The following is a 13,235-nucleotide window of genomic DNA, read 5'->3' on the forward strand; positions in this document are numbered from 1 at the left end:
CTCAAACGTCTTGGGCGGCTTCAGCGAGCGTCCGGCGCAGCGTGCGCCGCGCCAGCTCGATCTTGAAGGCGGCGTGGCCTTCGGCGCGCGCGCCGGAAAGAGCCGCATCGGCGGCCGCAGCGCAGGTCTCGTCGCCCGCGGCCCGCCCGGCAAGCGCACGCTCGCCTTCGGCAGAGTGCCAAGGCTTGGGTGCAACGCCGCCCATTGCGATGCGCGCGCTGCGGATGCGTCCGGCGGCGACGTCGACAATTGCTGCGACCGAGACCAGCGCGAAAGCGTAGGACGCGCGGTCGCGGACCTTGCGGTAGAGCTGCCGACCCGGCGGCGGTGGCGGCAAGATCACAGCGGTAATCATCTCGCCGGCGGCGAGCGTGGTCTCGATGTGCGGCGTCGTTCCCGGCAGGCGGTGCAGTTCGCCAAGCGGAAAGACGCGTGTGCGGCCGTCGGATTGTATCGTCTCGACGCGCGCATCGAGCGCGGTCATGGCCACCGCCATGTCCGATGGGTGGACCGCGATGCAGGCCTCGCTGGCACCAAGGATCGCGTGAAGCCGGTTGAAGCCGCCGCGCGCGCTGCAGCCCGAGCCGGGGTCGCGCTTGTTGCAGGGCATGCCGCGTTCATAGAAGTACGGGCACCGCGTACGTTGTAGCAGATTGCCGGCGGTACTGGCCTTGTTGCGAAGCTGAGCGGAGGCACCCGAGAGAAGCGCCTGCGAAAGCAGCGGATAGCGCCTTCTCACCCGCATGTCGGCTGCGAGATCGCTATTGGGAACCTGTGCCCCGATACGCAGGCCGCCTTCCGGGGTCTCCTCGATCAAGCGCAGTGGCAGGCGGCTAATATCGACGAGATGTATCGGCTGCTCGATCTCCAGCTTCATCAGATCGATGAGATTGGTGCCGCCGGCGATGAATTTGATACCGAGACGCGCGGCCACTGCGGCGGCCGCCTCGCGCAGGCCGGATGCGCGCTCATACGTGAACGGCTTCATCGTTCAGGTCCTCTCGGCGACATCGCGAATGGCCGCGACGATGTTGGGATAGGCGGCGCAACGGCAGAGATTGCCGCTCATGCGTTCGCGAATTTCGGCATCGCTCAGCGTGGTCTGTGCAACGAGATCGCCCGTGACATGGCTTGGCCAGCTCTCCCTGGCTTCGTTCAGCATGCCGACGGCCGAGCAGATCTGGCCCGGCGTGCAATAGCCGCACTGGAAGCCGTCGCGCGCGATGAACGCGGCCTGCATCGGATGCAGCGCCTCGCCCTGCGCCAACCCTTCGACTGTCGTGATCTCGTCGCCTTGGTGCATGATCGCAAGCGTCAAGCACGAGTTTATCCGCCTGCCGTTGATCAGGACTGTACAGGCGCCGCACTGACCGTGGTCGCAGCCCTTTTTGGACCCGGTCAGGCCAAGCTGATGGCGCAGCGCATCGAGCAGCGTGGTGCGCGGATCGAGTTCGACCGAAGTCCGGCTGGCGTTGATGATCAGACTTGCGGGGATTCTCTTCGTTCCGGCTGCAGGCTCGAGAAGACCGCTAGACTGAGCGAACGCCGGCGCGGCGTCAGCTATCCCAACAGTGAGCAGCGCCGTAGCTGCCGCGGCCCCCTGAATCACGATCCTTCGTGTCGGCCCCTCATCGGTCGGGCGTCGGTCTCTGCAGTCGGCCATGTCGAGCTCGCTCCCTTGCGCATCCCCTGCTTGCTCGGCGCAAGATAGGTGCGCCGACTCGGGCGTTCTTTCACGATTCCGGCGCTCTTGCAGGATTCAGGAAAAAAGCTGTTGCCGGTAGGCTCGGGGCGTCATGCCTCGCTCGCGTTTAAATGCCGTGGTGAAATGGCTCTGGCTGGAGAAGCCTAGTGTGGCCGCGATCAGCGCAAGTTCGCGGTCGGAATCCGCAAGAAGCTGCTCGGCGCGGCGAATCCGCCGCGCAATCACAAAGGCATAGGGAGCCATTCCGATCGCCGTCCTGAAGCGGCGCGCGAAGGAATCAATCTCCATGTCTGCGATCGCCGCGAGATCGCTCAGCCTGATCTCCCCGTTGAGGTGCTCCTCGACATACTCCTCAATCCTGCGGAGCGTCGCCTTGCCGAGCGCGCCATGTGCACTTGGACGGGGTTTGCCACCGTCGATCGCCATGACCCGATGCATCGCAATGGCGGCGAGATGCTCGACATAAGCAGTGTCCGGCTTGCCGCCGAATGCAACGTCGTTATGCAGCGCCGTCAGCAGCGCAGCGACAACCGCATCGGCGCGATTGACCAATATTGGTAACGTCTCCGCCGAACGCTCGCATCCGAACCGAGCGTGATCGAGCCAAAGGGCAGAGTAGACGAGATCCGGCTCGCAATAACTGCCGGAGCGCTCGACACCTGCGGGGATGAAGGAGAGCGCGCCCGGCCTGTCCCGGCCGTCATAGACGAGTTCGCCGGAGCACGAAATCCGCGTTCGCGCGGTCTTGCCTGTATGGGTCAGCACGATCAGATGCGAGGGCGCTGTCCAAGTCAGCTCGGCTTCCCGGCAGGACCAGCGTCGATGGTCGAACACGATTGCACCATCAAGCCATGAGCATGTATGCGGTGGCCCCGATCGGGTCTCATCTGTGACGCGGAGTTCCCCCTCTCCGATCATCGGGGTCAAAGCCATGGCATGTACCTTTCCTTGATCAACTCAATTCGCCTGGCCTCATCGAAACGGCCGAAGTGAATTCGGGCACTTCCGCATACGAACTTGAGATCTCGCTCGGACGTCAAACGGTCGCCCTCCGTGACGAGGCGTGAAATGGCCGTGTTATTTGCGCCATACGTCAGATCAAGGGGCGTCGTCGAGGTAGACGCATTCCGCAACACGAAGACGAGCAGCAAACTTATCCGAAATGCGGATCTGCCAGAAATCGGTCCCTTCCGTGTGGGGTAGTCTTCATCGCTCTCGGCTGATGAGCCCCTCGGACTTTCGGGAACTATCCTGCCAAAAACAGCATCGATCGCAACGCACATGCAGAGCTCCTGCCTTGTCGAACGTGCGCACGATGGGATCTGGTTGTCGCAGAACTTTGCCGACCATTACCGGCAATTGTCGCGATCTGTCTCAGGAACGCCGCACTGCATAGTTCGCGACAAGTTGGAGCCGTGCTTCTGTCCCCTCCCCTTCAATCACCTTGCTTTCAATACGGTTTCGCGGAGCTCCATCAAGTCCTATGCCATACGGCTTTGCGACAAAGTGGCTCACCGGGACCGGATACTGCGACTGCTTGTACTCAACCCTACGCGACCGATACATTCTGTTACACTTTTCCGGTGGGTTGCGCGCCGGACTTCGGTATGATGTGGAACGGAGCAACTGGATGGACTCGGCACCGCACATCGCCGTCGTGGATGATCATCGCGACATCCGCGATCTCGTCGGCAAATATTTGATGCAACATGGCTACCGCATCAGCCTTGCGGAGAGCGCCGCCGCACTTCGCCGTCTGCTCGAACGAAGTGCTTTTGACCTGGTGGTTCTCGACGTCATGATGCCGGGCGAGGACGGATTGTCTCTCTGCCGCCATCTCCGCAGTACCACGGACCTCCCCGTGATCCTGTTGACTGCTATGGTCGAGCAGACCGATCGGATTGTCGGCCTCGAAATGGGCGCCGATGACTATGTGTGCAAGCCGTTCAATCCCCGCGAACTCCTCGCCCGTATCAAAGCAGTGCTTCGCCGTGTCCAAAGCCTGCCGCCGCAGAAAGGCCGGCTCGCGACCAAGATCGTACGTTTCGATCGATGGACTTTTGACGTCAGCCGGCGCGAGCTGGTGGGACACGATGGCATTGCTGTCCCGCTCAGCACGGCAGAGTTTCGGCTGCTGTGCGCCTTTCTCGATCATCCCGGCCTGGTGCTCAGCCGCAATCAGCTTCTCGACCTGACGGTCGGCCGAGATGCCGATCCATTCGATCGGAGCATCGACAATCAAGTCAGTCGTTTGAGGAAGAAGATCGAGGCCGATCCGAAAGTACCAGCGTTGATCAAGACTCACTGGGGCGGTGGATACAGCCTCGTTGCGCAGGTCGAGCAGCCATGATGGGGTTATGGAAGCGCAGCCTGGCGGCCCGCTTCATCTGCTTCACGCTGCTGTCGCTGATGCTGTCGCAAGCGGTTGTGTTCTTCATTTCCTGGGATGAGCACGGGCAGACGATCCGGAAGGCCGCCAAGGGCGAGATGTTCAGCCGGTGCGCCTCGCTTGCCCGGGTCTTGGAGGCGACGCCTCCAGCGCTTCAGTCGGATATCCTGAACGCCAGCAACACCAGTTCAGCGAGATATTGGATATCGACCAACGGCCTGAAGGATGCCCCCGCCTGGCGAGAGGAGGCGTGGGAGCGTTTGGCACAACCGTTGCCACGCGTATCCTTCCCCGGCCACAGCGCGCCCGTCGAGGTGAGACCGGATTTCGTCCGAAATTCGGCCAGCAGTAGCAGCGCCACCTCCTCGCAATGGATCGATCTAAAGCCGGAAGCTTGGCCGCTGTCCCGGCCGGCGAAATTTCTCTATCTCGATGACGCCACCGGCATGGGTTTGGCCGTGCAGCTGGCGGACGGCGCATGGCTGAACACTGCATTTGCCAAACCCGCGCAAGACGGCTTCTGGACCTCCCAATCCACCGTCACGCTCGGCCTGTCGGCGTTGTTGTTGTCGATCATTGCCGTATTCGCCGCACGCGGCATCGCGCAGCCACTGCGTCGCCTGGCGGTAGCGGCTGAAGCCCTTGGCCGCGGTCAGGAGATCGTACCGCTGCCGGAGACCGGCCCCGACGATATTCGGCGTACGGCCGAGGCATTCAATCGCATGCAGGCGCGCCTGCATCGTTTCGTCGACGATCGAACCAGAATGCTGGCCGCCATCGGCCATGATCTGCGCACACCTCTGACCTCACTCCGTCTGCGTGCAGAGTTCGTGCCCGATCAGGAAGTGCGGGAGAAAATGCTCTCCACGATTACAGAGATCCAGACGATGACGGAAGCAACCCTCGCATTCGCCCGCGAGGATGCGACCGCAGAAGCCACCCGTACGGTGGACCTCTCAGCCCTTGTGGAAAGTCTTTGCGACGATCTCGCCGAACTCGGCTACGATGTTTCGTTCTCGGAGGGGACGAAGATCAGCTATAGCTGCCGACCAGACGCGCTGCGCCGCGCGTGCCGCAACCTCGTCGAAAATGCCATCCGTTATGGCGAGCGGGCGCGGGTCAGCGTGGAGAGGCGAGCGGATAGCATCGAAATCATCGTCTCCGATGATGGCCCCGGTATTCCGGACAACGCCAAGGAGCAGGTCTTTACGCCTTTCTTTCGGATGGAGAATTCGCGGAATCGCGAAACTGGAGGCGTCGGTCTTGGTCTTTCCATTGCGCGGACCATCGTCCGCCACCATGGCGGTGATATCACATTGATCAACCAGCAGAAGGGACTGCGCGCGGCCATTAGCCTGCCACCGCTGGATAGCGGAGCTCCTCCCAATAGCGGACCTCCTCCCATCGGGGTCCGGGTCGCGGCCGCAGGAGTGAAGGACAATATCAACGCTCTCGAACCGGCAACCCGCAGCGTGAGCGTCTACCTCAAGTAAAATCCAAGCATTCCGCCCGCGTCAAAAGAATTGCTGGAGGCGCGCGAACAAAATCCGCGCGAGGCGATGCCGCCCGAGGCTCAAGCGCACAGGGATTTCAGCTCCGGCGGCGGGGCGCCCTTCCCCTCAAGCATCCCCAGCGCTAGCGCCGCCTCCACCCGCACGCTCGGATCCTGATCATCCGCTAGCTGTCGGAGCGGCAGAATGGCTTGTTCGATCCCCGGGAAGGCCGGACCGAGGCGTCCGAGGTGCCAGGCCGCCAGGCTGCGGACGAAGGCAAGCTCATTGCCCAACTCCGCGATGAGGACGATGACCGGCGCTCCCCCCGGCGGCTCCACCCGGGCGAGTGCCGCCGCCACCCAGACGCGCACGAACCCAACCGGGTCCTGGAGGGCCGCAGCGAGGTCGGACACAGCCTCGGTTGCCGCGGGGCCGATCTCGCCCAGGGCATATGCGCCGAGGCGGCGCCGGAGCGGATCGCTGCTCGAAAGCTCCCTCACCCACTCTGGGACGGAAGTCCCTATGTAAGCGACCTGCGCACTCATGGCCCGTCCCTACTCAAGGACCCACGCCGAGCCGGCGGTCCAGGTTGAATGCGGCGCTTATCAGCCCGATGTGAGTGAATGCCTGCGGGAAGTTGCCCAGTGCTTCGCCACACGGACCCGTCTCCTCCGCGTACAGACCGAGGTGATTGGCGTAGGTCAGCATCTTCTCGAAGATGAAGCGGGCCTCCTCGGCGCGGCCCGCCCGGGCCAGCGCTTCCACCAGCCAGAACGTACACATATTGAACGTCCCCTCGCTCCCGGTTAGACCGTCGCCGGCTCCTCTGCCGATCTCGTAGCGGTGCACCAGGCTGTCGGAGACCAGCTCCGCCATGGTCCGATCCAGCGTCCCACGCATGCGGGGGTCGGTCGGCGACAGGAAGAAGACGAGCGGCATGATCAGGTTGGATGCATCCACCGCGTTGGTGCCGAAGTGCTGCACGAAGGTCTGCCGCTCGGTGTCCCAGCCGCGCGTCATGATGGCCTCGTAGACGCGGTCGCGCTCCACGGCCAGGTGGGTGCGGTCCAGCGGCAGGCTCCGCTTCTGCGCAAGGCGGATCGCTCGGTCCAGCGCCACCCAGCACTGCACCTTGGAGTACACGAACTGCTGCCGTCCACCACGCACCTCCCAGATGCCATCGTCGGCTCGCTCCCAGTTGTTCGCCACCCAGTCCAGCATCTTGCGCAGGTGGCACCAGAAGTCATAGGCGATCGGCGTCCCATACTTGTCGTACAGGTAGACGGCGTCCATCAGCTCGCCGTAGATGTCGAGCTGTAGCTGGCCGACAGCGGCATTGCCGACTCGCACCGGGCGTGAGCCGCGGTAGCCGTCGAGGTGGTCGAGGACCTCCTCGGGCAGCTCGTGTCCGCCGTCGATGCGATACATCGTCTGCAACGGGTCGCCTCGGGCGCCCTCGACGGCCCGCTGCTCCAACCAGGCCATGAACTGCTCTGCCTCCGACGTCAGCCCCAGGCGCAGGAAAGCGTAGTTGGTGAAAGCGGCGTCGCGCACCCACGTATAGCGATAGTCCCAGTTGCGCACCCCGCCGATCTCTTCCGGCAGCCCGCAGGTCGGCGCCGCCACGATCGCGCCGGTCGGCGCGAACGTCAACAGCTTCAACACCAGCGCCGAGCGGTTGACCATCTCGCGCCAGCGACCTGAATAGTTGCACTTCCTCAGCCACTGCCGCCAAAAGGCCAAGGTCTGCGTCAGCGCCTCCGTGCCGACCAGCCGCGCCTCGAGCAGGACGCCGTCATGAACGCTGTCGTGGCCGTTCTCCTCCACCTGGCGGAGGATGAACGTGGTCGTCTCGCCGGGGTTGAGGACGAACTCGGCAGCGACGCCGTCGCCCTGCCGACCAAGCGGGAAGCGGCTGACCAGCGAGACTTTCATGCCTTGCGCCTCGAAGATCGCTCCCCGGCCTTCCAGGACGACCTGGTGGGGCCGGCGGGCAAAGTCGAAAGCCGGCCGGCAGTCGAGCCGGAAGCGGACCGATCCGCGCACCGCCCGCACGACCCGGACGATCTGGTGGATCTTTCTGGTCTCGCGCGAGCCTTGGACCGGCATGAAATCCACGACCTCACCGACGCCCTGGTCGCTAAGAAAGCGCGTCACCAGGACGTTGCTGTCAGGCATGTACATCTGTTTGTGCTGCGCCTCGTAGAGACTGGCGATGCGGAATGAGCCCCCTTTCTGGTCGTCGAGGATCGCCGCGAAGACGCTCGGCGAGTCAAAGTGCGGCAGGCAGCACCAGTCGATGGAGCCGTCGATGCCGACCAGGGCAACGGTGTGCAGGTCGCCGATGACGCCGTAGGACTCGATCGGCTTGTAGCCCATGATCTCGTCTCCTCCGCTCGCTCGACGCGGCAACGCCAAAATACTCGGAGGCGTTCCGCCGGCCTTGCCTTGCGTTGATTCGATGCGCATCGCACAGCGTTCTACGCTGAACGTGGAAATTCCAGCCGTGCACCGAAGGGCCTCCTTTGGACGGCTCCTGGAGCGCCTCGCAGGACCTCAAAGCGCGTCTCATCGCCATCGCGCCAGAAACGGATGTCGAATAGCCCTGTACCGAGACGCAGATCGAGTACAGTCAGATCGGGCAACCATTGCGGCAGAGATGGATCAACGTACAGCTTTCCCTTCGGAGCGTCCGGCGCGAACCCAAGTATCGCCTGCAGAAACGCGAAGACCGACCCCGCTGCCCAGGCCTGTGGGATGTTGGCGCCAAGATATTGAACGGGAAAGCTTCTTCGATCACGCTCGATCGTCGTATAGAGCTCTGGCAACTGATTGGACAGGAAGTGGCTTCCAGCATCGCTGATATCGCGTGCGACCCTTGCGGCCTCTGCGTGGAATCCATATCGTTTAAAGCCGAGAGCGATAACGGCATTGTCGTGGGGCCAGACCGACCCGGTTTGGTAATTATATGGGTTGAACGCTGGGTTCGAGGCCGACAGCGTGCGGATGCCCCAACCGCTCCACATGTCCGATGCCATGAGACGTTGCACGACCTTTCCGGCGCGTTCCTGCGGAACGATGCCTGACCACAAGCAATGGCCGGCATTGGAGGCAACCGTAAGAACCTTTTTCTTTTCGCCATCCAGGGCCAGGGCGTAGAAACCCAACTCCTCATCCCAGAAGGTCTCGTTGAACCGTTTGAAAAGCGCTGCGGCTTTGCTGCGCAGATCCGCGGCACGGCGTGTCTTGCCGAGTTCATCGAACACTTCCGCCATGCGCAGCCAGGCGTCATAGACATAGCCCTGCAACTCGCAGAGCGCCTTCGGTCCCTTGACCAGCGACCCGTCAGGATGAACCACACTGTCTCCGGAATCCTTCCAGCCCATATTCTCGTAGCCGACCGGAGAGCGGGTCTGATACTCCTGGAATCCATCGCCGTCGCTATCACCGTGCTTGTCTATCCAGGACAGGCATCCCTCCGCGGTCTCAAGATGCTGATCCAACAGCGCCTTGTCGCCCGTTGCCCGCCAGGCCGCATGTAGCGTGATGAGATAGAGCGGCGTCGCATCGGCCGTGCCGTAATATGGCGTGTGCGGAATCAGTTTGAAATGAGCGAGTTCTCCGTAGCGGATTTCATGCAGGATCTTTCCCGGCTCAGCGTCGCGGTAATCGTCCCGTTCCTTCGCCTGGAGCGCGCCCAGGATGTCGAGCGTTCCACGGGCGAAATCTGGATAGATCAGCATGTTCTGTAGCGACACGATCAAGCTGTCCCGGCCAAACGGAGCTACAAACCACGGCAAGCCGGCGGCAGGCAGGAACACCATGTGATCGGTGCCGGCGATCGGGAGCCGAAGCGCCGCCATGTCCTCCAGCGCCTGGCGATAAAGGCGGTAGAACTCCTCGTTACTGCAGCGGATCTTTAGTACCGATTGCAGCCAGTCCGAGAGCGCCTCGGCGTGGCGGGTTCGTTCATGGTTGTGCACACATGCGTCCGGTGCAGCGAAGTGTCGGTCGCCATCCTCCAACGCATAGAGCAAGCAGCAATGCCAGGCTTCGCCCGCCTCGAGGCTGATTTCGAAGCTCAGCCGGCCATTAGCGTACTCGATTTCGCTCTGGCGATGTACAGGAGCAACGGTTACCGCGCGGACGAAATCGCTGTTGCGATAGCATGTGCGAAGTTCCTGCTTCGCCGACGACCATGTCGTGGTGATCCGCCCGCGGCGCACAATATCGCCCGACTTCACCTCGAAGATGTCGGCGAAATCCGACCGTATCGCGATCTCGAGCTGGAAGCGTACCTGCTTCGTGCCGTGATTTGTAATGTCGAGATCTTCGTGCATCCCGCCATTGATATATCGGCTGATCACAAAACCGAGCGTGCGCGGCGGGATCAAGCCGTCGGCGGTAGGAATCCTGGTGTTCGTAAGATAAATTCGGGACGCATAGTGGGTGATGGAACCTCCATTGAGAAGATCCCAAGGTTCACCATTTGCGTAGACGGCCCAGCTGCTGATTACTCTTGTATCAAAGAAATAAAGTCCCTTTTCGGTTGGCCAGTTGATTTGTCCGTCTGGTTCGCTGACCAGCACTGTTTGCCCCTGATGGATCGAGATTTGATGTGGACCAACCTGAACCTTAAATGGCATAGGATGCTCGCGAATTCAGCCGCTTGGTGCCGCGATCACAACAATGGCAACAACAACGACCAGATGAGGCTGCAAGCTTCTCCCATAAGGCGGAAGCATTGTTAAGGCAGAAGCATTACGCGTTTCGGTCTCATCTGCCAGCCGGATTTCGGTTTCCGACAAGAACGAACGATGCCTTGTCTCCCCTCTGGCTCGGTGGGGATCTTATGTCCGCGCACGCGCTGGCTCAAAGAACTCAAGTCGCAATCGCAAATGCCTAATAGCGAATAGGTCAGCGCTTCAGACCTACATCCCTTTAGTGGCGAACTGTCGTAACACTGGACGGCTGGTCGTTGCTTCTCCGAAGAAGTCGCGCTACCACTTGGTGGGTGCGGACGCGCCTTGATACGGCGTTGACGATAGAGATGCCTTGGTACGAGTGTTCTTTCCGCCGCACGCGCCGGGAGGACGGAGCTGAAGGGGCGAGACCATGAGCGCCGTCCTTCCGATCATTTGCCTTGCAAGGCATGGCGAGACCGCCTGGAGCCTCTCAGGCCAGCATACCGGCCTCACAGATTTGCCTCTCACCGAGCGCGGCGAACTCAATGCGCAGAGTTTGGGCTCGCGGTTGCAGGGTTTCACTTTCGCAAAAGTGTTCACGAGCCCCCTGAAGCGAGCGGTCCGGACGTCTGAGTTGGCTGGCTTCGGCGTCGAAGCGGAATCCGACCGCGATCTGGTGGAATGGAATTACGGCCAATACGAGGGGCGTCGCACAAAGGAGATCCATGAAGAGCGTCCCGGCTGGCAATTGTTTCGCGACGGCTGTCCGGGAGGAGAAACACCAAATCAAGTCGGCGCCCGGGCCGACCGCATCGTGGAGCGCGTTCGCAACGTCCCTGGGAACGTGTTATTGTTCTCGAGTGGACATTTTCTCCGAGTTTTGGCGGCACGCTGGTTAGGTCTCGATGCGGAGGCCGGACGATTCTTCACGCTCGACACTGCAAGCCTGAGCATACTTGGGTACGAACACGATCGGTCAGAACCAGTGATCCGGCTGTGGAATGACACCAGACACGTCGAAGGTCGATTCGCACCAGCCTTTGCGCGTTGAGATTTAGAAGCGCCCGTCGGAGTAACATAATCTTGAATATGACCCGCGCGTGTTAGGCGCGCACGCTGAGCATATTGCAGAGAGTTGCGTAAGGGTAAGACCGATGAATCAGGTCGTCTTTCTGGTCGACGTCGACAATACGCTTCTCGACAACGACCACATCCAGGCTGACATCAAGGCCCACCTCGAGCGCCAGTATGGTGCCGCCTGTCGCGACCGGTACTGGGCAATTCTCGACGACCTGTTTGTCGAACTGGGATATCGAGACTATCGTGGTGCACTGCAGCGGTACCGTGTCGAACACCCGCAGGACATGCATCTGTTGTCAATGTCTTCGTTCCTGGTCGATTACCCGTTCGCCAATCGTCTGTACCCGGGATCGCTGGATGTGCTCGAACGACTGCGTCAGTGGGGCCCCACCGTCCTTCTCACTGATGGCGACGTTGTTTTTCAACCGCGCAAGGTTGAGCGCTCCGGCCTTTCAGAGGCCGTCAACTCGCATGTGTTGATCTACATCCACAAGGAACTCGCGCTCGACGATGTCGAGTCCCGTTATCCGGCACTGCACTACGTCCTGGTGGACGACAAGCCGCGAATCCTCGCCGCGGTCAAGGAAGCCTGGGGCAGTCGCGTCACCACCGTTTTTCCCCGACAGGGACAATATGCGCATGACGCGAACGCGCTCGCCTCCTTCGCCACACCGGACGTGACGGTGGACCGGATCGGAGACCTGCTCGACTATGATCTGGGTCGCCTGCTTGCGGCTGTCCCTCGACTCGAAGCTGTGCGGAGGTGAAGCGATGAAGGCAACGCAAAAGCTCCACGAGCTCGGACAGAGCGTTTGGCTCGACAACATCACCCGTGACCTGCTGACGAGTGGCACTTTAAAGCGCTACATTGCCGACTTGTCGCTGTCGGGGCTCACATCGAACCCGACAATCTTCGATCACGCGATCAAGAACAGCTCACACTATGATTCTGCGATCCGCAGCAAGCTGAACGAGGGAAAGTCGGGTGAGACGCTATTCTTCGAACTAGCGATCGAAGATCTAGCGCAGGCAGCCGACCTGTTCCGCCCGATTTGGGACCGCACCAATGGTGTAGACGGATGGGTCTCGCTCGAGGTCTCGCCACTCCTTGTACATGATACGGCCAGCACAATCGCAGCCGCCAGGGAGTTGCACGCACAGGCGAAGCGCCCCAACCTCTTCATCAAGATACCCGGCACCAGGGAAGGGCTGCTCGCCATCGAAGAGGCAATTTTCGCCGGCGTGCCCGTGAATGTGACCCTGTTGTTCAGCCGAGAGCACTACCGCGCCGCGGCGGAGGCATATCTGCGGGGCATCGAGCGGCGCATTGCAGCCGGTCTGAATCCAAATGTTGGCTCCGTTGCGTCGGTCTTCGTCAGTCGCTGGGATGCCGCCGTCGCCAACAAGGTTCCCGCGCCTTTACACAACAAGCTGGGTATCGCAATCGCGAAACGAACATACAAGACAGCCTGCGAATTGCTCGGCTCCTCACGCTCGCGGCGTATTTACAACGAGGGTGGGCGGCCACAGCGCCTGCTATGGGCGAGCACCGGAACCAAGGATCCCGCGGCATCCGACGTCCTGTACATCAAGGCGCTGGCCGCGCCGCTCACGGTCAACACCATGCCGGAAAGCACGGTGAAGGCCCTCGCCGACCACGGAGACGTCGGAGAGATGTTGGCGGCCGATGGCGGCGACTCCGAAGAGGTGCTGGCGCAATTTGCAAAGGCCGGCGTCGATGTCGAAGCGTTAGCAGCAACGTTGCAGGACGAGGGTGCCAAGTCGTTTGTCAAATCCTGGAACGAGCTGCTGGGCGTCATCTCTGCCAAAACCGAGGTGCTCAAGAAGGCAAGCTAGGTTGCAATCGAGACGAAGGTCCTCGC

11 protein-coding genes are annotated in these 13,235 nt (G+C 61.5%); 5 read left to right on the forward strand and 6 right to left on the reverse strand.

The window, feature by feature from the left end; all coding sequences use genetic code 11:
- Position 1: 1 nt before the first annotated feature.
- The 3 genes from AC5ZGW_RS00455 to AC5ZGW_RS00465 form a co-directional block, all read right to left on the reverse strand.
- Positions 2-988 (reverse strand): FAD binding domain-containing protein, encoded by a 987-nt coding sequence (locus tag AC5ZGW_RS00455; RefSeq protein WP_496113847.1) that lies wholly within the window; start codon positions 986-988, stop codon positions 2-4.
- Positions 989-991: 3 nt separating this feature from the next.
- A complete protein-coding gene (locus tag AC5ZGW_RS00460; RefSeq protein ID WP_130228357.1) occupies positions 992-1,663 on the reverse strand; it encodes a 2Fe-2S iron-sulfur cluster-binding protein in 672 nt (223 codons plus the stop codon).
- Positions 1,664-1,759: 96 nt separating this feature from the next.
- Positions 1,760-2,539 (reverse strand): helix-turn-helix domain-containing protein, encoded by a 780-nt coding sequence (locus AC5ZGW_RS00465; RefSeq protein WP_245474918.1) that lies wholly within the window; start codon positions 2,537-2,539, stop codon positions 1,760-1,762.
- 796 nt (positions 2,540-3,335) lie between these two features.
- Here AC5ZGW_RS00465 and AC5ZGW_RS00470 point away from each other — a divergent pair.
- Together AC5ZGW_RS00470 and AC5ZGW_RS00475 are read left to right on the forward strand one after the other, a co-directional pair.
- On the forward strand, positions 3,336-4,055 hold the full coding sequence (locus tag AC5ZGW_RS00470) for a response regulator (protein ID WP_028165428.1): 720 nt from the start codon (positions 3,336-3,338) through the stop codon (positions 4,053-4,055).
- Positions 4,052-5,587: a sensor histidine kinase gene (locus AC5ZGW_RS00475; RefSeq protein ID WP_130228355.1), complete on the forward strand. Its 1,536-nt coding sequence runs from the start codon at positions 4,052-4,054 to the stop codon at positions 5,585-5,587. Before AC5ZGW_RS00470 ends, AC5ZGW_RS00475 begins: the two co-directional genes overlap by 4 nt.
- An 80-nt stretch (positions 5,588-5,667) precedes the next feature.
- Here the strand turns inward: AC5ZGW_RS00475 and AC5ZGW_RS00480 are convergent, their stop codons facing one another.
- From AC5ZGW_RS00480 to AC5ZGW_RS00490, 3 genes are all read right to left on the reverse strand, one after another.
- Positions 5,668-6,132 carry a HEAT repeat domain-containing protein gene (locus AC5ZGW_RS00480; RefSeq protein WP_130228354.1) on the reverse strand — a complete coding sequence of 155 codons (465 nt, stop codon included), beginning with the start codon at positions 6,130-6,132 and terminating at the stop codon, positions 5,668-5,670.
- Between the two features lie 13 nt (positions 6,133-6,145).
- Positions 6,146-7,966, reverse strand: a complete 1,821-nt coding sequence (locus AC5ZGW_RS00485) for a glycoside hydrolase family 15 protein (RefSeq protein WP_130228353.1) — start codon at positions 7,964-7,966, stop codon at positions 6,146-6,148.
- Between the two features lie 101 nt (positions 7,967-8,067).
- Complete coding sequence (locus AC5ZGW_RS00490; protein WP_130228352.1) at positions 8,068-10,233, reverse strand: amylo-alpha-1,6-glucosidase; 2,166 nt, start codon at positions 10,231-10,233, stop codon at positions 8,068-8,070.
- Between the two features lie 469 nt (positions 10,234-10,702).
- Here AC5ZGW_RS00490 and AC5ZGW_RS00495 point away from each other — a divergent pair, with 469 nt between their 5' ends.
- From AC5ZGW_RS00495 to tal, 3 genes are all read left to right on the forward strand, one after another.
- Positions 10,703-11,323, forward strand: coding sequence for a histidine phosphatase family protein (locus AC5ZGW_RS00495; RefSeq protein WP_130228351.1), 621 nt, complete (start codon positions 10,703-10,705; stop codon positions 11,321-11,323).
- 103 nt (positions 11,324-11,426) lie between these two features.
- Complete coding sequence (locus tag AC5ZGW_RS00500) at positions 11,427-12,119, forward strand: HAD family hydrolase (protein ID WP_130228350.1); 693 nt, start codon at positions 11,427-11,429, stop codon at positions 12,117-12,119.
- A gap of 4 nt (positions 12,120-12,123) precedes the next feature.
- Entirely contained in the window at positions 12,124-13,209 is a 1,086-nt protein-coding gene (gene tal / locus AC5ZGW_RS00505) for a transaldolase (RefSeq protein WP_130228349.1), read from the forward strand.
- Positions 13,210-13,235: the final 26 nt, after the last annotated feature.

This window comes from Bradyrhizobium sp. Crot121, from assembly GCF_059512385.1.

Bases quoted from the DNA above. Each gene is read 5' to 3' on its own strand.
- AC5ZGW_RS00475 (WP_130228355.1), top strand. From the start codon at position 4,052: ATGATGGGGTTATGGAAGCGCAGCCTGGCGGCCCGCTTCATCTGCTTC.
- AC5ZGW_RS00495 (WP_130228351.1), top strand. From the start codon at position 10,703: ATGAGCGCCGTCCTTCCGATCATTTGCCTTGCAAGGCATGGCGAGACC.
- AC5ZGW_RS00500 (WP_130228350.1), top strand. From the start codon at position 11,427: ATGAATCAGGTCGTCTTTCTGGTCGACGTCGACAATACGCTTCTCGAC.
- AC5ZGW_RS00490 (WP_130228352.1), bottom strand. From the start codon at position 10,233: ATGCCATTTAAGGTTCAGGTTGGTCCACATCAAATCTCGATCCATCAG.
- tal (WP_130228349.1), top strand. From the start codon at position 12,124: ATGAAGGCAACGCAAAAGCTCCACGAGCTCGGACAGAGCGTTTGGCTC.
- AC5ZGW_RS00470 (WP_028165428.1), top strand. From the start codon at position 3,336: ATGGACTCGGCACCGCACATCGCCGTCGTGGATGATCATCGCGACATC.
- AC5ZGW_RS00460 (WP_130228357.1), bottom strand. From the start codon at position 1,663: ATGGCCGACTGCAGAGACCGACGCCCGACCGATGAGGGGCCGACACGA.
- AC5ZGW_RS00480 (WP_130228354.1), bottom strand. From the start codon at position 6,132: ATGAGTGCGCAGGTCGCTTACATAGGGACTTCCGTCCCAGAGTGGGTG.
- AC5ZGW_RS00485 (WP_130228353.1), bottom strand. From the start codon at position 7,966: ATGGGCTACAAGCCGATCGAGTCCTACGGCGTCATCGGCGACCTGCAC.
- AC5ZGW_RS00455 (WP_496113847.1), bottom strand. From the start codon at position 988: ATGAAGCCGTTCACGTATGAGCGCGCATCCGGCCTGCGCGAGGCGGCC.